The organism is Streptomyces sp. TLI_053, assembly GCF_900105395.1.
GTDB lineage: Bacteria > Actinomycetota > Actinomycetes > Streptomycetales > Streptomycetaceae > Kitasatospora.
This window is the reverse complement of record NZ_LT629775.1, coordinates 9,662,892-9,681,649: the sequence shown is the minus strand read 5'-3', so window position 1 is coordinate 9,681,649 and position 18,758 is coordinate 9,662,892. Positions and strand designations below refer to the sequence as shown.

The 18,758-nt window shown below is 72.5% G+C and carries 20 protein-coding genes; 11 read left to right on the top strand and 9 right to left on the bottom strand.

What is annotated here, in order from left to right; genetic code table 11:
• Positions 1-26: 26 nt before the first annotated feature.
• Entirely contained in the window at positions 27-1,091 is a 1,065-nt protein-coding gene (locus BLU95_RS40215; RefSeq protein ID WP_093864392.1) for an aldo/keto reductase, read from the bottom strand.
• Positions 1,092-1,242: 151 nt separating this feature from the next.
• Between BLU95_RS40215 and BLU95_RS40210 the strand changes: the two genes are divergently transcribed.
• The gene (locus BLU95_RS40210; RefSeq protein ID WP_093864391.1) at positions 1,243-2,082 is read left to right on the top strand and encodes a helix-turn-helix domain-containing protein; all 840 of its coding nucleotides are present in this window, start codon (positions 1,243-1,245) and stop codon (positions 2,080-2,082) included.
• A 231-nt stretch (positions 2,083-2,313) separates the two neighbouring features.
• On the opposite strand, the gene BLU95_RS40205 is transcribed toward BLU95_RS40210, so the two are convergent.
• Together BLU95_RS40205 and BLU95_RS40200 are read right to left on the bottom strand one after the other, a co-directional pair.
• Positions 2,314-2,868, bottom strand: a complete 555-nt coding sequence (locus BLU95_RS40205; protein WP_159425251.1) for a hypothetical protein — start codon at positions 2,866-2,868, stop codon at positions 2,314-2,316.
• Positions 2,869-3,280: 412 nt separating this feature from the next.
• Entirely contained in the window at positions 3,281-3,931 is a 651-nt protein-coding gene (locus BLU95_RS40200; protein WP_093865472.1) for a helix-turn-helix domain-containing protein, read from the bottom strand.
• A 121-nt stretch (positions 3,932-4,052) separates the two neighbouring features.
• On the opposite strand from BLU95_RS40200, the gene BLU95_RS40195 reads away from it, so the two are divergent.
• From BLU95_RS40195 to BLU95_RS40185, 3 genes are all read left to right on the top strand, one after another.
• On the top strand, positions 4,053-5,042 hold the full coding sequence (locus tag BLU95_RS40195; protein WP_093864389.1) for an alpha/beta hydrolase: 990 nt from the start codon (positions 4,053-4,055) through the stop codon (positions 5,040-5,042).
• Positions 5,043-5,261: 219 nt separating this feature from the next.
• The gene (locus BLU95_RS40190) at positions 5,262-5,810 is read left to right on the top strand and encodes a zinc metalloprotease (protein WP_093864388.1); all 549 of its coding nucleotides are present in this window, start codon (positions 5,262-5,264) and stop codon (positions 5,808-5,810) included.
• 20 nt (positions 5,811-5,830) lie between these two features.
• Positions 5,831-6,889, top strand: a complete 1,059-nt coding sequence (locus BLU95_RS40185) for a hypothetical protein (RefSeq protein WP_093864387.1) — start codon at positions 5,831-5,833, stop codon at positions 6,887-6,889.
• A 612-nt stretch (positions 6,890-7,501) separates the two neighbouring features.
• On the opposite strand, the gene BLU95_RS40175 is transcribed toward BLU95_RS40185, so the two are convergent.
• On the bottom strand, positions 7,502-7,810 hold the full coding sequence (locus tag BLU95_RS40175; protein WP_093864386.1) for a hypothetical protein: 309 nt from the start codon (positions 7,808-7,810) through the stop codon (positions 7,502-7,504).
• Between BLU95_RS40175 and BLU95_RS40170 the strand changes: the two genes are divergently transcribed.
• The 4 genes from BLU95_RS40170 to BLU95_RS40155 all read left to right on the top strand — a co-directional run bounded on the left by BLU95_RS40170 (position 7,809) and on the right by BLU95_RS40155 (position 11,397).
• A complete protein-coding gene (locus BLU95_RS40170; RefSeq protein WP_093864385.1) occupies positions 7,809-8,312 on the top strand; it encodes a GNAT family N-acetyltransferase in 504 nt (167 codons plus the stop codon). The genes BLU95_RS40175 and BLU95_RS40170 overlap by 2 nt on opposite strands.
• Positions 8,313-8,847: 535 nt before the next feature.
• On the top strand, positions 8,848-9,369 hold the full coding sequence (locus BLU95_RS40165) for a SigE family RNA polymerase sigma factor (protein ID WP_093864384.1): 522 nt from the start codon (positions 8,848-8,850) through the stop codon (positions 9,367-9,369).
• Positions 9,366-10,316, top strand: coding sequence for a hypothetical protein (locus tag BLU95_RS40160; RefSeq protein WP_093864383.1), 951 nt, complete (start codon positions 9,366-9,368; stop codon positions 10,314-10,316). The genes BLU95_RS40165 and BLU95_RS40160 overlap by 4 nt, the downstream gene beginning before the upstream one ends.
• A 133-nt stretch (positions 10,317-10,449) precedes the next feature.
• Positions 10,450-11,397 carry a serine hydrolase gene (locus BLU95_RS40155; RefSeq protein ID WP_231978138.1) on the top strand — a complete coding sequence of 316 codons (948 nt, stop codon included), beginning with the start codon at positions 10,450-10,452 and terminating at the stop codon, positions 11,395-11,397.
• 296 nt (positions 11,398-11,693) lie between these two features.
• Here BLU95_RS40155 and BLU95_RS40150 read toward each other — a convergent pair whose 3' ends face one another.
• Positions 11,694-12,272, bottom strand: coding sequence for a TetR/AcrR family transcriptional regulator C-terminal domain-containing protein (locus tag BLU95_RS40150; RefSeq protein WP_286158668.1), 579 nt, complete (start codon positions 12,270-12,272; stop codon positions 11,694-11,696).
• Positions 12,273-12,351: 79 nt separating this feature from the next.
• On the opposite strand from BLU95_RS40150, the gene BLU95_RS40145 reads away from it, so the two are divergent.
• On the top strand, positions 12,352-13,593 hold the full coding sequence (locus BLU95_RS40145) for an FAD-dependent monooxygenase (RefSeq protein ID WP_093865470.1): 1,242 nt from the start codon (positions 12,352-12,354) through the stop codon (positions 13,591-13,593).
• Positions 13,594-13,741: 148 nt separating this feature from the next.
• On the opposite strand, the gene BLU95_RS40140 is transcribed toward BLU95_RS40145, so the two are convergent.
• The 3 genes from BLU95_RS40140 to BLU95_RS40130 form a co-directional block, all read right to left on the bottom strand.
• Positions 13,742-14,008 carry a YxzC family protein gene (locus BLU95_RS40140; protein WP_093864381.1) on the bottom strand — a complete coding sequence of 89 codons (267 nt, stop codon included), beginning with the start codon at positions 14,006-14,008 and terminating at the stop codon, positions 13,742-13,744.
• A 251-nt stretch (positions 14,009-14,259) separates the two neighbouring features.
• Positions 14,260-14,682 carry a hypothetical protein gene (locus BLU95_RS42805; protein WP_159425250.1) on the bottom strand — a complete coding sequence of 141 codons (423 nt, stop codon included), beginning with the start codon at positions 14,680-14,682 and terminating at the stop codon, positions 14,260-14,262.
• Between the two features lie 459 nt (positions 14,683-15,141).
• Positions 15,142-15,855 (bottom strand): hypothetical protein, encoded by a 714-nt coding sequence (locus tag BLU95_RS40130; protein WP_159425249.1) that lies wholly within the window; start codon positions 15,853-15,855, stop codon positions 15,142-15,144.
• A gap of 509 nt (positions 15,856-16,364) precedes the next feature.
• Between BLU95_RS40130 and BLU95_RS40125 the strand changes: the two genes are divergently transcribed.
• Together BLU95_RS40125 and BLU95_RS40120 are read left to right on the top strand one after the other, a co-directional pair.
• Positions 16,365-16,796, top strand: coding sequence for an SRPBCC family protein (locus BLU95_RS40125; RefSeq protein WP_093864378.1), 432 nt, complete (start codon positions 16,365-16,367; stop codon positions 16,794-16,796).
• Between the two features lie 41 nt (positions 16,797-16,837).
• The gene (locus tag BLU95_RS40120) at positions 16,838-17,572 is read left to right on the top strand and encodes an SDR family NAD(P)-dependent oxidoreductase (protein ID WP_159425248.1); all 735 of its coding nucleotides are present in this window, start codon (positions 16,838-16,840) and stop codon (positions 17,570-17,572) included.
• Here BLU95_RS40120 and BLU95_RS40115 read toward each other — a convergent pair.
• A complete protein-coding gene (locus BLU95_RS40115) occupies positions 17,562-18,725 on the bottom strand; it encodes an oxygenase MpaB family protein (protein WP_093864376.1) in 1,164 nt (387 codons plus the stop codon). The genes BLU95_RS40120 and BLU95_RS40115 overlap by 11 nt on opposite strands.
• Positions 18,726-18,758: the final 33 nt, after the last annotated feature.

Sequence of the window (18,758 nt, the reverse complement as noted above, 5' to 3'; positions counted from 1 at the left end):
CCGTGACCACGATCCGCGGCCGGCCGTCAGCGGCGGGTCTCGATCCGCAGGCCGCCCGTGGTCACCCGGCGGATGGGCTCGCTCGCCAGCAGGTCGTGCGGCTGGCCGAGGGTGACCGCGCCCGCCGCGTCGAGCCGCGCCAGCTGGGCGTCCGTCAGCTCGACCGCCAAGGCGCCCAGGTTGTCCTCCAACTGGGCAGGGGTGCGGGCGCCGAGCAGCGTGCTCGTCACGCCCGGCTTCCGCAGCGTCCAGGCCAGCGCCACCTGGGCGGCGGTGTGCCCCAGCTCGCCGGCCAGCTCCCGGACCGCCCCGGCCACGCCGAGGCTGCGTTCGGTGAGGGTGCCCAGGGCGAGGTTGTGGCTTCGACGGGTGCTCCCGTCGGGGCCGGCGCCCGTCGCGCCCACGTCCTGAGGGCCGTACTTGCCGCTGAGCACCCCGCCGCCGAGCGGCGAGTACGGGACCACGCCCAGGCCCAGCTCCCGGGCCATCGGGATCAGGTCGCGCTCCGCGGTGCGTTCGATCAGGCTGTACTCGAGCTGCAGCGCGACCAGCGGCGACCAGCCGCGAAGGTCGGCGATCGCCTGCATCCGGGACACCTGCCAGGCCGGGGTGTTGGAGATCGCCACGTACAGCACCTTTCCCTGCCGCACCAGGTCGTCCAGGCCTCGCAGCACCTCCTCCACCGGCGTGCGGAAGTCCCAGACGTGCAGGTACAGCAGGTCGAGGTAGTCGGTGTCCAGCCGGCGCAGGCTGCCCTCCACCGAGCCGAACAGCGCCTTGCGGTGCCCGCCCCCGGAGTTGGGGTCGCCGGGGCGGCGCAGGGTCGAGTACTTGGTCGCCAGCACCAGACGCTCGCGCTCCTCGTGGGCGAACTCGCCGAGCAGACGCTCGGAGCTGCCGTCGGTGTAGGTGTCGGCGGTGTCGAGGAGGTTGCCGCCGAGCCCGACGTAGCGGTCGAACAGCTTGCGGGCCTCGGCCCGTTCGGCGCCCCACCCCCATTCGGTGCCGAAGGTCGCGGTGCCCAGGGCCAGCGGTGAGACCCGCAGTCCCGAGCGGCCCAGCAGCCGGTAGTCGTCCAGGGCCAGTGCCATCGGTTTCTCCTGTGTTCGCGTGTGCTCGTGTTCGCGTGTTCGGGTGTGCTCGTGTTCCGTTGCCGGGACCGAGTCTGCGGCGGCGGCCGACCCCGGATAAGGGAGGGACTTTCCTGGGAAGAGCGGTCCCACCCTGACGGTTGGACCGGTCATGACGACACCGACCGTGGACACCACCGAGGAGCTGGCCGCCTTCCTGCGCAGCAGGCGCGAGCGGCTGGACCCGGTCCGGCTGGGCCTGCCCGCGCACCGGCGGGCCCGGCGCACACCCGGACTGCGCCGCGAAGAGGTCGCCGAGCTGGCCGGGGTCAGCACCGACTACGTGGTCCGGCTGGAGCAGGGCCGGGGGCTGCGGCCCTCTGCGGAGGTGCTGGCGGCGCTGGCCGGGGCACTGCGGCTGGACGCGAGCGAACGCGACTATCTGTTCGACCTGGCCGGCCGCCGCCGCCCCGGCACCACCGGTGGGCCGTCCGCCGCCGGCCCGGCGCCGTCGCTGGCGCGCCTGGTCGAGGAGCTCTCCCCGCTGCCGGCCATGCTGATGGACCACCGCTACGACCTGCTGGCCTGGAACCCCGAAATGGCCCGGCTGCTACCGGACTTCGACGCCGTGCCGGCGACCCGGCGCAACGCCATGTGGCTCTGCCTGCTGCACCCGCCGATGCGCGGCTTCTACGCCGACCGCGAGTCCGTGCTGCGGGACGGTGTCGCCCACCTGCGCGCGGCCTGGGCCGCCCACCCGCAGGACCGGGCACTGGCCGGCCTGATAGCCGAATTCACCGCGCAGGACGCGGACTTCGCGCGCCTGTGGGCCGAGCGGGAGGTCAGTGTGAACGGCCGCGGCCGCAAGCTGCTGCGGCACCCGGCGCTCGGGGTGATCGCCGTCGACTTCGAGGTCCTGCTCCCGCTGGAGGACCCGGGGCTGCGGCTGCTGGTCTACCGCGCCGCGGACCAGGAGAGCCGTGCGGCCCTGAACCGGCTGTGCGCGCGATGACCGGCCCTCGGCCCACGGCCCACGGCCCCGGTCGTCGGTGGCAGGAAGCGTGACCCGTCGGTGCCGACAGGCCTGTCCCCGGGTCAGGAATCGCAGCTCACCGACGACCACTGGTTCCGACCGGCATGTCCGGGCTCACCGGCCGAGCCGCTGCGCAACCTGGGCCGCTGCGGGCCGTCGTAGTCGGGTGACACCCTCGAGCACCACCGAGGAGGCGCGACCGGCCGGGGCTCAGGTCCGCTCCGGGAGAGACCCGAGCGGAAAGGCGTCCCGGATCAGGTCGCGCAGTTGTCGGCGTGCACCGCGCAAGGCGTCGAGGGTCTGCTCCAGCTCGACAGCCAGCTCTTCCACGGTCTCGGTCGGCGTGTCCGGATCGGACAGGATCAGGGGCAGACTCTCCCGGTGTTCCCGGATCCATGCGGATCGCCCGGCGACAGCCGCCTCGAAGGATTCCAGAACCTCGGGGCAGTAGAGCTTCATCATGTTGCGCAGGCTGCGCCGGGCGGCGAGCCGACGCTGCGGAGCGAGCCACCGCTTCGACCAGTGAGCCCTGCCTTCGAGCAGGAGCAGGATCTCCGCCTGCCTTCGCTCCACGAATCGAGGCCCCGTGTTGTCGCCACCACCCGCGCCGCTCCCCGGGTCCGCCTCGAATCCCGCGCGCGCGAACGGATTGGACCAACTGCGGCGGGTCACCGCGGGTCGGTCGCCTTCGAGGGTCTCCCAGGCATAGCGGCCGGTCGCCTCCGCGGCCTCGCACCACTCGTCCAGGACGACGTGCAGTTCCATGAGGGCCTCCTGCGCGTTCGGCCAGGCTGCAGCGGGTCCGGACAGGCCGCGGAGCGCGGAGACGACTCCACCGCTCGCCTTCACCACAGCACCGACCTCGACGCCTGAGACCATAACCCCACCCTCATCGCTGGTCCGGACGCGTCAAGAGTGCCGCACCGCCGCGCTTCCCACCGGACGTTTCCGTAATCCGGCACATCCGAACAGTCCCTGGCGCTCCTCGCACAGGGGACCCGGCGACAGGCCCACGAGCCGATCACTGCGGTGGTCCGGCTGATGCGGAGTCGATGCGCCTACCGCTGCTCGGCCCGGGGTCATCGCAGTGCTGTCAGCACAGACGAGGACGGTGCGGGCGAGGACGGTGCCGACGAGGACGGTGCGGGCGGCGTGCTCCGGGGTGTCGTGCGGCGGATCACCGGTTCGGTCCGGGCGAGCTCGGTCCGGGCCCACGGCCTGATCCGGGGAGGCCGGTGCCCGGTCGCAGGCGCTCCCCCTGCGGGCCGAACATGATCAGGTATTCGACCGGTCCGCCGGGTCCGGCGTTCGCGACTCCATGGGCGGTACGGGTGTCGAACTCGGCCACCTCCCCGGCGCCCAGGACGAGGTCCTGGTCGCCGAGCGCCAGCCACAGCCGCCCGTACAGGACGCACAGCCATTCGTACCCGTCGTGGGAGACCTGCCGCGGCCGCGTCGGGGGCGCGTCGACGGCGGGCAGGACGTGCTTGTGGGCGTGCAGGCCCCCCACGTACCGGGTCAACGGCAGCACGGCCTTGTCGTCACCGGGGCGCAGCACCGTCCGGTTGCGCGGTCCGGGCGTGGTGCCGGCCAACTCGTCCAGGGAGACGTCGTACACCTTCGCGAGCTGCAGCAGCACCTCCAGGGTCGGCTTGCGCCGACCGGTCTCGATCCGCGACAGCGTGCTCACCGAGATGCCGGTCGTGCGGCTGATGCCGGTGAGGGTGACGCCGCGCCGCTCGCGCGCGGCCCGCAGCCGAGGACCGATGGCCGCCAGGGTGTCGGCCGTGCCGTCGTCCGTCACCGTCGCCCCGCTCTCTCCGGACATGCCCGCCTCCACCGCCCTGTCCTGCCAGTTTGCCAGAATGGCAACGATGCTCGCGCCGGGTGGCCGCCCCGCCGCAGGATCAGTGCGTAACCGCAGCCGCCCGTGATCCGAGGAGTTGCCCATGCACCCGCCCGTACCGTCCGCAGACCTGCGCCACCGCACCGTCGAGGCACCCGCCGGGCGCCTGCACCTGGTCGAGCAGGGCACCGGGCCGCTGGTCCTGCTCGTCCACGGCTTCCCCGAGTCCTGGTACTCCTGGCGTCACCAGCTCCCGGCCCTCGCGGCGGCGGGCTACCGGGCCGTGGCGCTCGACGTGCGCGGCTACGGCCGCTCCTCGAAGCCGGCCGCGACGGACGCCTACCGGATGCTCGACCTCGTGGCGGACAACGTCGCCCTCGTGCGCGCCCTGGGCGAGGAGTCGGCGGTGATCGTCGGACACGACTGGGGTTCCGGCATCGCCGCGGCCTCCGCCCTCCTCCGTCCGGAGGTGTTCCGCGCCGTCGCGCTGCTGAGCGTCCCCTACGCGCCGCCCGGCGGCCCCCGCCCCAGCGACGTCTTCGCGCAGATGGGCGGCGACCAGGAGTTCTACGTCTCGTACTTCCAGGAGCCCGGCCGGGCCGAGGCGGAGATGGAGCCCGACCTGCGCGGCTGGCTCGCCGGCTTCTACGCCGCCATGTCCGGCGACACCATGCCCACGCGGGGCGAGCCCGACCCCCATTTCGTGGCCCGCTCCGGCGGCCGGCTGCGCGACCGCTTCCCCGGCGGCAGGCTGCCCGCCTGGCTGTCCGAGGACGACCTCGACGTCTACGCGGCGGAGTTCGAGCGCACCGGCATGACCGGGGCCCTCAACCGCTACCGCAACATGGACCGCGACTGGGAGGACCTCGCCCCGTACGACGGCGCGCCGATCAAACAGCCGTCCCTGTTCATCGGCGGCGCCCTGGACGCGTCCACCACCTGGATGGCCGACGCGATCGACGCCTACCCGGTCACCCTCCCCGGGCTGGACGCCGCTCACATCCTGGACGGCTGCGGGCACTGGATCCAGCAGGAGCGTCCCGAGGAGGTGAACCGCCTCCTGACCTCCTGGCTCGCCTCCCTCCAGGGCTGACCTTCCGGACGTGCGTTCCTCCTCCCGGAGGGGTGGAACCCGTCCGGGAGCAGTACGCCGAGCGCGCGTCCAGGGCCGGTCCGCCGTGCCCGCCGGCGGATCGCGGCCTCCGGCGAAGCGGGCCTATGATGAAGGAACAGGGCGGCGCACAGCGCGTCTTGAGAACATCCGACGCTCTCGCGCGCGGCCGGGCCCAGCAGCTGGCGATCGGAGTCCGCGATGGCGCCACACCTGGACCTCAATGTCATCGTCGTCGGCCGGGACGGCTTCACACCCGACAAGCTGCAACAGGTCGAGGACTCGCTGGCGATCATGAAAGGGATCTTCGCGACCCACGGGCCCGAGATCGGGACCGTCCTGCGGTTCCACATCGACGTCAGGGACGCCGGCCACCTGGTCGTGATCCGGAGCCGGTCCGACGTGACGGAACTGACCAACAGGTGGGCGGTGCCCAACGCCGCGCTCGACCTGTTCGTCGTCGACCAGATCACGGCGGAGTTCTCGGGGACCTCGCCGCTCCCGGGCAGGTGCCCGAAGCGGGCGACGAAGGGGAAGCGGGCGCCGGTCGTCTCGCTGCGCGGCGACAAGGCCTTCAGCGGCAACACCTTCGCCCACGAGGTCGCCCACTGCCTGGGCCTGAAGCACTGCGAGCTCATTCCGTCGATCTGCGGCCCGGCCAACTTCATGGCGACCGATCCCGGGGCCAACACCGGTGTGACGGAGGCACAGGCCACCAGGATGAAGACCCACTGCTTCGTCAGCCCCTAGCCGGGGAGTGCGACACCACCATGACCGTGAACCTCGATCGGCTGCTGGCCGCCAAGGAAGGCGGCCTGGATTCCGAGCTCCTGGTCGTCCTCGACGACGCCGACCGCGCCGGCCTGCTCGACCGGGCACTCACCGCGGGCGGCCCCGACCGCGTCCGGGCGATGACCCTTCTCGCCCGGCTCGACCCGGGCCCGGACGGTCCGCTGGCCCGGGCCGTCAGCCTGGCGCTGGAGGAGGGCGACCCCGATCCCTTCGTGGTCGCCGCGGCGGTCTCGCTGGCCGCCTGCCTCGGCAACGACGCGGTGCCCGTCGTCCAGGCCGTCGCGGCCTCCGCCGATCCCGTGGTCGCGCTCGCCGCCTGGCAGACGCTCCAGCAGATCGCCAAGTCGGAATCCCTGGACGCACTGAGCGCCCTCGCGCCGCCGCCCGGGGACGTCGTCGGCGACCAGGCCGCCTTCGCCCTGTCGGTGATCGCCTACCGGGCCGGGAGCACCGGATTCGAACTCGCCCCGCCCGACGAGACGGAACTCCGGGCGATCGAACAGAACGAGCAGGCCGTGACCGTGATCAGCACGACGCCACCGACGGCCGTGGACTTCGAACTCCTCACCCGGCTGACCCACGGCGAGCTCTACCTGATGAGCCCCGAGCCCTCGGCGACGCTGGCGATCGACTGCGGCGGCGACCACATGCTGCTCTGCATCGACCCCGACATCCAGTCCTCGCTGCCGGACACCCTGTTCCAGGGCCCGGCGCTGGCCGGCCTGGTCGCACTGCTCGACGAGGACGGGCCGAGCTACTCGGTGCGCTACCTGGCCCTCACGGCGGCGGACGGGAGCGACGGCGTCCACGTCCTGCTCTGCACACCCGGCGGCGCCCCGGTCTACTACGGGCACCCCGACGGAGGCGAGATCGCCGACGGCACCGTCACTTTCCCGCTCTTCGCGGTCGAGCGCCCGGGCGTCGGCCCGATCGCCCTCTCGGTGGTCTCCACCACGGCCGGCACCAGTCTCGTCGGCGACCTCCTCGCGATGGAGGAGATCGCCACCGACCGACTGGTCCCCGACCCGGATTCCTGACCGGCCCGCACCGGCCTGCTCGGCCGGACCGGCCTGGTGCCCGAGGGCGGCCGGGTGGCGGAGGCCGAGGTGCGTCGCGCGCTCGCCGCGCTGGGCCTGCCCCCGGCGATACGTACCGAGGGGAAGGCGGACGGCGCACGGGTCGGTGTCCTCCGGCGTTGGAGGGCAACGGCTTCGACCCGTGGGACTGCCTCTTCGCCCCGGGTGAGTCCGGGGCGCACCGACGTCTGGACGCCGTCCGGGACACAGCGGACGCCCGGAGAGGGCGGCTGCACCGTGAGCAGCGCGCTCGACCCGAAACCCGCGCCGCACTGCCGTCCGGCCGACCGCCTCCCGACGGCCTCCCGACGGCCGACCTTCTCGAACAGGAAATTCTTCGGCGCGTACCGGGCGCTGATGAGCCACTTCGCGCGTCGTTGGCCGCAAGATTTCCTGTCTCCTGGACGGCAACACATCGTCCGCCCCGGAAGCTGCCGGCCACCGCGGCGACCGTCGGCACGGCGCCGCCCGCGCGCTGCTCGCGGACCGGGAACGTCGACCAGGGTGCGGGCCGGCCGCTCTCTCCGCCGGGGGGTGCGGCCCCGGCGGAGAGAGCCACCGTCGTGCGTGTCGTCAGTTGATCATCATCGAGGACGCCCGGTTGTTGAAGGTCAGGGGCACGTCGGTAATGAAGGTGGTGCCCTGGTGGGCGAGCTGCGCGTAGAGGGTGATGGAGGTGCCGGTGCGGTTGCAGACGGAGCTGACGACGTTGTCGAAGTTGTAGTCGCTGAGCCAGTCGATGTACTCGTGGGCCAGCAGGGCCCGGCCGCCCAGCAGCTGGACGCCGGCGGCAAGCCCGTCGGCGGCATGAGCCGAACCGCGTATGACCGGACCGCCCCTCGGAGACGCGGGCAGCCGGGCGCTGCTACGGTCGGACGCCATGAGCTGGCTTCCCGACGACTTCGTCCACCCCGTCCTGGTACCGCTGCCCGGCGGTGGCCATCACCTGCGGCCGATCCGGGAGGCGGACACCCCGCTCGACTACCCGGCGGTGATGGGTTCTCGCGAGCGGCTGTGGACCATCTTCGGCCCGGCCTGGGGCTGGCCCGCGGAGACCATGACCTACGAGGCCGACCAGGCCGACCTCCTGCGGCACGAGAAGGAGATCGCCGCCCACCAGTCCTTCAACTACGCGCTGTTCGACGCGGCGGAGAGGGTCCTGCTCGGCTGCGTCTACATCGACCCGCCGGAGAAGGCCGGCGCGGACGGCGAGATCTCCTGGTGGGTCGTCGACGACCTGGTGGGCAGCACGGTCGAGCAGGCCCTCGACACGCTCGTGCCGCAGTGGATCGCCGCCGACTGGCCGTTCCGGCAGCCGCGGTTCCTCGGCCGCGGGATCTCCTGGTCGGACTGGCTCGCCCTGCCGGAGCACCCCGACGCGTAGGCGTTCGTCACCCGTACCGGTCTCGAAGGCTTCCGGCCGAACGGGAGCCCCGGTCGGGTGACCGCGACGCTCTCCGCACGTGCACGCGCGGCCTCCCTGGGCCGGGGCACGATCCGCGCGCAGAGCGGTTCCGACGGGCCCGGTCGTCCTTGGTCGTCCGCGCCCGGGCCCGTCGATCTCGAATCGGCCGACCGCCGATTTCCGCGACCGGCCGCGCGCAACGGTCCGTCAGCACGATGGCCGCGCAGTCGGCGTCGCGGAGGGGCCGCCGTCGACGCGAGGTCGGTGACCGCCGCGGCCCCGGCGGCGGCCGTCCCCGTCCGCGTCCGCGTCGCCGGACCCCGCACGCCCGCACGCCCGCACGCCCGCACGCCCGCACGCCCGCACGCCCGCACGCCGTGGAATGTAACGCTTCTGTCACCGCCAGGGATCACGTGCAGCAGCCGCGCCTCACGCACCGTCAGGTAGGGCGGGGGAGCCAGGGGGGCTTCGGGAGGGGACGAAGAGATGCTCAACACACACGAGCCGGGTGACCATGCGGGCCGCTGACGTCCCCGCCTTCACGGCCTTCGTCCACGCCCGGTCGGCGTCCCTCTTCAGGACCGCACTGCTCCTCACCGGCGAGCGTCATACCGCCGACGACCTGGTGCAGTCCACGCTGGAACAGGTCTGCCGGAACTGGCGCCGGGTGCGCGCCGCCGACGCGCCGGAGGCCTACGCGCGCCGGATCCTGGTGAACCTCGCCAACGACCGCTGGCGCAGACTGCGCGGGCACGAGGAAGTCCCGCTGGACGACGGCATCGGGGACGGGCACGTCGATCCCTACCGGGGCGTCGTGGTGCGCGACGCGTTGATGCGCGAGCTGCAGTCCCTGCCGATCGGCATGCGCACCGTCCTGGTGCTGCGCTACTTCGAGGACCTCGACGACGCGGAGATCGGCCGGCTGATGAACATCTCGCCCGGCACGGTCCGCTCCCAGGCGGCCCGTGCCCTGTCGAAACTGCGGGCGACCGTCGACACCCAGGCACTGCAGGCACGTTCGGGAGGCACGGCGTGAAGGACGACCACCTGGAGCGGGAGCTGGCCGAGGCGATGTTCGAGCGTTCACGGCGGGAGGCGCCGCCGACCTACGACGTCGAGAGCCTCGTCGGGTCGGTGCGCCGAAGCCGGCGGCGCCTGCAGACGGCCGCGGCGGGGGCCGTGGTGATCGTGGCCGTGGGCGCCGGCCTCGTGTCCCGGGCGGCCGACGACCGTCTCCCGGTGCCCGTGCAGGCCGCGACCGCCACAACCACCGAGGTGCCTGCGCCGCTTCCGAGCGTCGCACCGTCCTCCCCCACGGCAGCGGCAGCCGCACCGGCACCGGGATCGACACCGGTCGTCCCGGTCGTCCAGGCCGACCCGGCCCGCACGACGAACGCCCTGCTCCTGGCCGCCCTGCGCTACCAGAACCCGGCCACCCGGTCCGCGGTGGATGCGGCCCAGGTGGAGGCGCTGTTCGCCGACGAGTCCGCGTACCGGCGGGTCTGGGGAACCGACTCCACCGGTGTGACCTGCGGCGCCGCGGTCGACGGTGTGCTGGCCGCCGGCGAGATCCTGCTCTACCGGGGCACCGAACGGCTCGACCTGGCCCCGTCGCCCGTCTTCGACGGGGCCACGGGGAAGGTGACCGGCCTGACCTGCCGATCGGTCGTCGCGGACAGCAGGAGCGGCGGCCCCGGCGACCCCACGGTCTCGGGCTTCTACGGCGGGCTGGTGGCGGCCACCAGGGCCGGGGACTCCACCGCACTGGCGAGGCTCGGGAGACAGTTCGTGACCGCGAACCTGCGCTCCGACCAGGGCCCGACCGCCGGGACCTGCTCCTTCACCGCTCCCCCGTTCTGGCTCGCCGACAACCCCTCCTCCGCGACCCTCACCCACGGATGGACCGTGAACCTCGGCGGCCAGCACGACTTCCCGATCGACATCGACGAGAACGCGAAGATCGCCGGCTCCTGCGGCAAGTGAGCCCCGCCGGCCGTAACTGAACCGAACGACACCGCACCGGACCCGCACCGCGGCACGTCCGGCGACCCCGCACACCCCTTCACCCGCCGACAGGCCATGTCGGCATGCCCGGACACCGGAGATCGAGTACCCCGTGAAGCACCGAACCGCCCTCGCCGTACCCCTGCTCGTGGGCGCCGCCATGGCCGCCCACGTCCTGCTCCCGGCCGCCGGACCGGCGAAGTCGGCCGCTTCCGCGCCGTTGCCGGCATCCACATCGTCGGCACCGTCGGCTCCGTCGGCCCTGTCTGCAGCAGGCACCCCGTCGGCGCCCGGCGCGCCCTCCGGACAGCCGTCCACCAACGCGGCTGCCACAACGCCGCAGCAGGCCCTGAAGCTGGCCCTCGACGGAATCGGGGCGCACCACGGCCGGTTCGCCCTCGCCGTCGAGGACCTCACCTCGGGCCGCTCGGCCGCCTACGGCCCGCCCTCCGAGACGTTCGCCTCCGCGAGCATCGTCAAGGTCGACATCCTGGCCGCCCTGCTGCTGCAGGCACAGGACCGGGGAGAGCAACTCGGCGCCGCCCAACGGCAACTGGCCTCCGACATGATCCGCGTCAGCGACAACGACGCCGCCCAGAAACTCTGGACCGACATCGGCCGACGCCAGGGCCTGGACGCGGCCAACGCCCGCCTCGGACTCACCCCCGCCCATGCCGGCCAGACAGCACCCTGGGGACTGACCCGCACCACCACCGGCGAACAGATCACCCTTCTCAAGGCCGTGTTCACCCAGGACTCCCCCCTCAACGCCGCCTCCCGCGCCTATGCGCGCACCCTCATGAGCACCGTCACCGACGAACAGAACTGGGGCATCAGCGCGGCGGCAACACCCGGCAACCCGCCCGCGCTCAAGAACGGCTGGCTCCCGACCGGCACAGCCCAGTCGTGGACCGTCAACAGCATCGGCACCGTCGAACACGACGGACACACTCTGCTCGTCGCCGTCCTCACCGACGGCCAACCCACCCAGCGGGCCGGCATCACCCTCGCCGAACAGGCCGCCGCGACCGCTGTCGAGGCGCTGCTGCGCATACCCTGAGCAGCCGGGGTTCCGGCCCGGAGCACCCCGCGCCCTGCGGGCGAACGCCGCACGAGGCGCAGCGCGGCCGTTCCGGCGGCGGAGCGAGCGCCGGCGGACGGGAGCGGCGACCGCTTCCGACATCACCGGGGGCTCTCCCGCTCGGCGTGCGGGACGCACGGCTCACGGATCACGGCTCACGGATCACGGCTCTCGGGCCTCGCCATTTCGTCGGAAGTGGCGAGGCCCACTGCGTTCCCCAGGTGAGGCGCGGCACCGTGTGCGGAGCGTGGCGGGGAGGCGGGCGGGTCCCGTTGTCAGGCCGTGGTGCGCGGGGTCAGGCCGTCCACGATGAGGGAGAGTCCCGCCTCGAAGGCCGATTCGGGGTCGATGGACGGCACGTCGGCCGGCAGTTCCCCGCCGACGTCGACGCCGGGGCCGACGCCGAGGCCGGAGTCCGCCTGTTCTTCCAGGACGCTGCCGACGGTGAAGCGGCTCGCCGTCAGCATCGCCGTCCGCGCGTCGTGCTCGGGCACGCCGGAGGCGACGAGGAACGCCATCTTGTGGCGGATCCGGTCAAGGTCCGCGGTGGGCGTGGAGCCGGCGTGCAGGCGTGCGCCGTCGCGGCGCAGCAGCAGGGTGCGCCGGAAGCTGCGGGTGTTCTCCAGGAACCACCCGCGCCAGTCGTCCCCGGGCGTCGGCAGCGGTGCGTTCGCGTGGGGCGCCATCGCGGCCTGGGCCATGGCGGCCAGGAGGTCCTTCTTGGTGCGGAAGTGCCAGTACAGCGACGGCTGCTCGACGCCCAGCCGCTTCGCCAGCTGCCGGGTGCTGACGCCGTCCAGGCCGACCTCGTCGAGCAGGTCGAGCGCCTCGGCGACCACGGTCTCACGGTTCATCTTCGTCACGTTGACAATCTATCGCCGATAGACAAGCCTGGAGAAGAATCATTCACCGATAGATTTTGAGGTGATGGACATGGCACAGACCTCCGGGTCGCGCTCCTTGCGCGTCCTCGTCGCCGGCGGCGGAGTCGCCGGGCAGGCCCTGGCCTTCTGGCTGACGCGGGGCGGCCACCGGGTGACCGTCGTCGAACGCTTCCCCGCCCTGCGGGCCACCGGCGCCCAGGTCGACCTCCGCGGCCAGGGCATCGAGGCCGTCCGCCGCATGGGCCTCCTCGACGAGGTTCGGGGCAGGCTCGTCGACGAGAAGGGCGTCGCCTTCGTCGACGCCCGCGGCAGGGCCAGAGCCACGATCATGGCCAACACGTCGGGACAGGGCCGCCAGACCCTGACCTCCGAGTACGAGATCATGCGTGGCGACCTGATCCGCATCCTCAACGACGCGACCGCGCACGACGCCGAGTACGTCTTCGGCAAGAGCGTGGACGGCCTCGACCAGGACGAGCACCGGGTCGTCGCCCACTTCTCCGACGGGTCGTCCGGAGAGTTCGACCTCCTCGTCGGAGCGGACGGCCAGGGATCACGCGTCCGCCGGGCGATCCTCCCGCAGGACTCCGACCCGTACCGGCGTCTCGGCATCCACACGGCCTACTGGTTCGTCCCCCGCGTCGCCTCCGACACCGACGTCCGCGACACCTACATGGTCCCGGGCGGCCGACAGATCATGCGCCGCAGCCACAACCCCACCGAGACCCAGGTCTACTTCGTGCTCCGGGAGGACTCCGCCGAGGCCTCCGCGATCCACCGGGCCCCCGTCGACCGCCAACAGGCCTTCTGGGCGAGCAGGTTCCACGATGCCGGCTGGCAGACCCGACGCTTCGTCGACGGCATGGCGGCCAGCCCCTTCTTCCACTCCCAGGAGACCGTCCAGGTGCGCACCGACACCTGGTCGAAGGGCCGCGTGGTCCTGGCCGGGGACGCCGCGCACTGCGCCTCCCCCTACAGCGGCATGGGAACGTCCGCCGCCCTGGTCGGCGCCCACGTCCTGGCCGACGCGATCGATCGCCACCCGGACGACCTGCCGACCGCGCTGGCGACCTACGACGCCGTCCTGCGACCCTTCGTCGACCGGATCCAGGCCGAGGTCAATCCGCGCCTCCTGCGCCTGGGCCTGCCGAGGACCCGCCGCGGCGTCGAGGCCTTCCAGGCCGCCACCGCGCTCGCCTGCCACCTGCACATCCCCGACCTCCTCGCACGCCGCTCGAGGACGGAGCGCGGCGGCACCTGGCGGCTCCCCCGAGCACGGCACGACGCCTGACTCGATCTTCGATCGGTGCGGCGTGGGCGAGGGGTTCCGGTGTTCGTCGTGGCCGGCGTCGTTGTCCCCGGGCTTCGGACGGTACGGACGTCGCGGACGGCGCGGACAGTACGGACGGTGCGGACGGCGTGGCGCGGGGCCGGCCGGGTCACGCCGTGCGACGCCTCCGCAGCTCGGCGAGCCAGAGCCGGACCTGCTCGTCGTCGTGGAGGTGGCCGCCGCCGGGCCCGTCGAGGAGATCGATTCCGTGCAGGAGGCACAACGCCCACCAGGAGAGGTCGTCCCAGTCCAGCCCGTCCTGCGCGACCCACCCCGCGGCCCAGCGGTCCACCTCGTCACGCGTCAGCCGGCCTTCGGCCAGCGCAACAAAACGGTCTTCGATCTCGGCGGGGGTCGGCTGCGAAACGGCACTCATACCCCTGACCGTACCGGCGCCCCGCGAAGGCTCGCCGACCGCTCCGGCTCCCACGACGTCGCCCACCGGGCCGGACGGCGGAGCGCTGCCGGCGCACTGGACGAGTCGTTCCGAATTGATCGTGATCAGCTTCTCGACAAGCCAAGAGGCTGTTCGGGACACTGCTGGTCAGTGCACATGCAGAGCTCCCGCACCAAGGCCGGCTCCGCATGTCCCGGGTCGCTCAGGACAGCTGCCGAATCGCTCCGGGTTCAACTCAGCTGGTCGCGCACGAGATCGAGGAACGCCTGTCGGCTCGGACGGATGTGCGCCCAGACCTTCTCGTCCTGCGGATCCTCCGGATCCTCGGGGCCCTTCCTGATCACCTCCTGCACTGCCCACGCGAGGTTGCGGGCCGCTTCGCCGACCTCGGACGCGCACAGTATGTGGATCGTCTTCTGCATCACCCACACCCTGTCAAGGACCTGCCGTGCCCGGGCCTGCCACTGCTCGTCAGCCAGGTTGTGGTGATACCGGTCCACCGCGACTCGTTCAGCTTCCTGCACCGCGGACAGGAATTCGACGAGGTGAGCAAGCCGTTCGCTGCGGCGCGCCTCGGCACGTTCATTAGCACTGCGGCGCGCCTCGCCGCGTTCCGAGGCGCGTCCTGCCGAGCGCTGGGCAAGCATCGACATCAGCCCGCCGAGTATGACGCCGATGAGCGGCGCAAGCGTTGTCCACACAACGTCCGACTATGACATCGATGGCGTGAAAACGGCATGGGGTTCAGGCAAGATCGGGCCGGGGCCGGGACGCGGCCAGGTCGTCGCCGCCTTCGACAACGGCGGGCAGCGGACGGCGGACGATCTGAGATCGTCGCTCTGCCCTGGGCGCTCTTGGCCACAGCGCGGACCGGGGGATCCAGCACGGACGGCCATGGCGCGACGTCCGGTCTCCCGTAGCTTGTCGGCCTGCTCGAGCGTGAAGCCGCGCGATCGGGCAGTCCCCCGCCGGCGGCCGGAGAGACAGCCGGGGCAGCCAAGATCGTTCTGTGACGAATGACCTGGACGCCTTTGCTCACCGCACTGTGTGAGGACTGACGACGAGATGACGGACGCGTGGAGTGGGCGCCCTCGGTTCGTTTCCTGGCGTCGTCAGGAGGTGGGACCGGGTACCGGTCGGTGGATCGCCTCAGGACTGCCCACGGTCAGGACCAGGTCCTGACCGTCCCGCCATGCTCTCAGCGAGTCCCCCGCCCTGCCTCCGGATTCGGCCGCGGCGCCCGCACCCTCGATTCTCACCGCCATGGCCCTCTCGGAGCATCCGAGGGCAGCGAACCTGAGCGGCGGCGACTGCGAGGTCGCCTGGGTGGATTCCCCCGCGAGAACGTCGCCGGGGAATCCCTGGTGGCTGTCCGACCGGTCACTGCCGGACGGACGCTGCGCCCCGAAGGAGCTGCGAACCGCGGGCGTCGCCCCGGCGGATCGGGCCGCCATGAACAGGACCTCACAGATGTCGTTCCTGATCGCGAGGACCACGTCGGCCCCCTCCACTTCCGCGATGCCAAGGATCTTGGCACTGCCCTCGGCGGGAAGCGCGTCGACGGTGGCCTGGAGCGGCTGGCCCGCCGGAACGGCGGCCAGCCCGCCCAAGGCCCAGGAACCGTCCGCTCCGGGGGACGCCACCCCGTCACCGGTGCATGCCGTCACCAGGACCGCGGCGACCGGAAGAACCGCCGCGCCCGCGAAGCGGAAGGAGCGCCTCATACTGAACTCCTCTGATCCAAAGCCTTGTTGCAGGAGCACACTACCGAGTCTGGACGTCTTCAACGCTCCCCGCCGCAACACCACCATGGCAAGCAATCCCACGGAATTCCCCTCCCCCGGCCCCTCGGGCCCAGCCGACCGGGGGCAGAGGAACAGCCTTCCAGGGGATTGGGTTGCGCCGGGCCCTTTGGTAGTGGAATTCCCGGCCGCTCCAAAACGGCCGGGGCAGTGCGTTTCGGCGAAACGGGTCGTCGTCGGGTGTCGGCGTGTGGCTGTGCGAGGGGCCGCAGAACCCCGATGTGGTGCTCCCACTCTCCGATCTGCACTCGGTCCGCCCGTAACGCCCGGGCCAGGGTTCCGGTGGTCCGGTCGTGGGTCGGGGCGACTCCCCCTGGAGCGGGCCGGCCGCGGCGGACGTGGCGAACGCAGTGGACGCGCCGGTCCCGGCGGCGCCACGACGGCGAAGCCGTGGTCGTCGGCACTGCGGCGGGCCACCACCGGGGCCGCCGTCCGTGCGGATTTCGCAGCGGACACATCCGCGGACGCGTCCGCGCCGAACAGGAGGACGGCGGCGCGCACACGCGGCGCCCCGCGACCGGAAGGGGAAACCGATGATCGACGTGGAGCGCCGCATCGCGGTGCAGCGGCCCGCCGACGAGGTGCTTCGGTACCTGGCGGACTTCGGGAACACGGTCGAGTGGGACCCGGGCACCGAGGACTGCGTGCGCCTGGACTCCGGGCCCGTGGCGCCGGGAGCGCACTGGCGCAACACCTCGCGCTTCCGGGGGCGGCGCACCGAGCTGGACTACCGGCTGGAGGAGTACCGGCCCGACCGGCTGGTGTTCGTCGGGCACAACCGCACCGTCACCGCCACCGACGACATCACCGTCAGCGCGTCCGCCGACCGCACTCTGCTGGTATACCGCGCCTCGCTGCGCTTCCACGGCCTCGCACGGTTCGCCGCGCCGTTCCTGCGGTCCGAGTTCGAGCGTCTCGCGGACGCGGTGGCCGACCGGCTTCCCCGCGTGCTGGCCCGACGGTGACCGGCACAGCGATGGCCGGCAAGGCAATAAGCAGCGCTGCGATGACCGGCACCACGGCACACCGGGAGGCGACGGTGGATCTCGACGGATGGCGACTGCTGGTGGCGGGTGCCACCGGGACGATCGGGGCCGAGGTGGCGGCCACCGCGGCGGCGCGAGGGGCCCGGGTCGCGGTGGCCGGACGGGACCCGGCGCGGCTGGAGCGCGTGGCACGACGGGTGGGCGCGGAGCGGGGGGAGGCGTTCGACGCCTACGACCTGGAGGGCTGCCGCGGCCTCGCCGCCCGGGCCGCGCGGCGGACCGGTGGCCTGGACGCGGTCCTGGTCACGTTCGGCGCGGTCGCGTTCGGCCGGGCCGGCGAGGTTCCGCTCGCGGTCCAGGAGCATCTGATGGCGGTGAACGCCTCGGCCCCGATGGCCGTCCTCGAAGGGGCGCTGGATGTCATCGCGCCGGACGGCGCGCTCGGGGCGCTGACCGGCGTCGTCGTCGACCTCGCCGTACCGGGGACGGCCGCCTACCGGGCGTCCAAGGCCGCGCTGGCGGCCTGGCTCGATTCGCTGCGGGCCGAGCGCCGCCGGGAGGGCCTCACGGTGCTCGACGCCCGCCTTCCGCACCTGGACACCGGCTTCGCGCAGCGTGCCCTCGCCGGGACGCCCCCGCCGCTGCCGGCCGGGGCGGACCTGGACACCTGGGTGTCGGCGGTGCTCGACGGCCTGCGCCACGGGGGCGCCGTCCTGCGGCCCGACGGTGCGGGTGCCCGCTCCTTCAGACCGTGACCGTGGGGGCGGGAGGGGTCCAGCGCCGGTTCGGGGGGACGGTGCCGCCGACACCGAAGTCCTTCTTCAGCTGCTCGGGGATGGCGTAGTGCATCACCCGACCCCGGGTGAGGGAGGACAGTTCGAGGACCGTGGTGAGGTGGCCGAGCCGGTCCAGGGCCCAGGCGCCCAGGGGCGAACGGTCCTCGATGCTCTCCAGGACCCCGAGCAGGGCGGGCGCGGCCTTCACCACGGTGTCCCAGCGGGTGCGCGGGACGCGGAGCCAGTCGGCGCAGGTGTCGCCGACGAGGTAGCGGATCAGGGCGGAGACGACGGGGTCGAAGAACGTGCCGGGGACGACCTCCTCGTAGAGGTCGATCAGCTGCCGGGTCAGGTGCGCACCCTCTTCCGAGGGCCCCATGTGGCGAAGCATGTACAGGTCCAGGAACTGCCGCGCGTCGTCCAGGGTCACGGGCACGGCGTCCTGGTCCACCCCGAGCATGGCGCCGACGACGCGCCAGGCGTAGTGGTACGCCTCGGCCCCCTCGGTGGACATGTGGATGCCGAGCCGGTGCAGGCTGTCCAGGACGAGCATGGAGAAGAACATCTGCCCGCCGATCATGTCCTCCTGGCAGATCGGCGTCCCCAGCGTCCCGGTGTCCCAGCGGTCCTCGCGCACGAGGTGGTGGCGGATCGAGGCGTGCAGCAGGCGCACCTTCTGCGCGGCGGGGATGAACCTGCTGCCCGCCTCGAAGGCGTCCGGCTGCATCAGGTGGACGGTGAACTGGCCCGTCTCCGCCATCCGCTTGGACGGGTAGTTCAGCCCGTGCGTCGCCGACAGCAGCTTCGCGACGTGCGGCACGAGGTAGCAGGCGGGCATGGACGCGAACGACAGCGCGGTGGAGATGTGCACGCTGTTGTCGATGAAGAAGAGCCGCGCCTTCTCCATCTCCCCCCAGTCGACCCAGGAGGGCGGCGCGGCGGTGACCTGGAGGTACTCGCGGGCGACGTCCGGCAGTCCCTCCGGCAGGGGCGAGCCCGCGGTGGAGACGTAGCGCATCAGGGTGTTGAACTTGCCGACCTCCCCCCGCTCGAACAGGGTGGCCACCACGGCGTCGGCGAGTTCGTCGCCGGACCCGCGCAGGGCGTTCATCGAGGCCTCGGTGTACGGCATGTCGGTGGTCCTTCCCGACGGGCCGCGCGGTGC

Coding starts and splice junctions, on each gene's coding strand:
- BLU95_RS40215 (WP_093864392.1), bottom strand. CDS start 1,091: ATGGCACTGGCCCTGGACGACTACCGGCTGCTGGGCCGCTCGGGACTG.
- BLU95_RS40210 (WP_093864391.1), top strand. CDS start 1,243: ATGACGACACCGACCGTGGACACCACCGAGGAGCTGGCCGCCTTCCTG.
- BLU95_RS40205 (WP_159425251.1), bottom strand. CDS start 2,868: ATGGAACTGCACGTCGTCCTGGACGAGTGGTGCGAGGCCGCGGAGGCG.
- BLU95_RS40200 (WP_093865472.1), bottom strand. CDS start 3,931: ATGTCCGGAGAGAGCGGGGCGACGGTGACGGACGACGGCACGGCCGAC.
- BLU95_RS40195 (WP_093864389.1), top strand. CDS start 4,053: ATGCACCCGCCCGTACCGTCCGCAGACCTGCGCCACCGCACCGTCGAG.
- BLU95_RS40190 (WP_093864388.1), top strand. CDS start 5,262: ATGGCGCCACACCTGGACCTCAATGTCATCGTCGTCGGCCGGGACGGC.
- BLU95_RS40185 (WP_093864387.1), top strand. CDS start 5,831: ATGACCGTGAACCTCGATCGGCTGCTGGCCGCCAAGGAAGGCGGCCTG.
- BLU95_RS40170 (WP_093864385.1), top strand. CDS start 7,809: ATGAGCTGGCTTCCCGACGACTTCGTCCACCCCGTCCTGGTACCGCTG.
- BLU95_RS40175 (WP_093864386.1), bottom strand. CDS start 7,810: ATGGCGTCCGACCGTAGCAGCGCCCGGCTGCCCGCGTCTCCGAGGGGC.
- BLU95_RS40165 (WP_093864384.1), top strand. CDS start 8,848: ATGCGGGCCGCTGACGTCCCCGCCTTCACGGCCTTCGTCCACGCCCGG.
- BLU95_RS40150 (WP_286158668.1), bottom strand. CDS start 12,272: ATGAACCGTGAGACCGTGGTCGCCGAGGCGCTCGACCTGCTCGACGAG.
- BLU95_RS40145 (WP_093865470.1), top strand. CDS start 12,352: ATGGCACAGACCTCCGGGTCGCGCTCCTTGCGCGTCCTCGTCGCCGGC.
- BLU95_RS40140 (WP_093864381.1), bottom strand. CDS start 14,008: ATGAGTGCCGTTTCGCAGCCGACCCCCGCCGAGATCGAAGACCGTTTT.
- BLU95_RS42805 (WP_159425250.1), bottom strand. CDS start 14,682: ATGTCGATGCTTGCCCAGCGCTCGGCAGGACGCGCCTCGGAACGCGGC.
- BLU95_RS40125 (WP_093864378.1), top strand. CDS start 16,365: ATGATCGACGTGGAGCGCCGCATCGCGGTGCAGCGGCCCGCCGACGAG.
- BLU95_RS40120 (WP_159425248.1), top strand. CDS start 16,838: ATGACCGGCACCACGGCACACCGGGAGGCGACGGTGGATCTCGACGGA.
- BLU95_RS40115 (WP_093864376.1), bottom strand. CDS start 18,725: ATGCCGTACACCGAGGCCTCGATGAACGCCCTGCGCGGGTCCGGCGAC.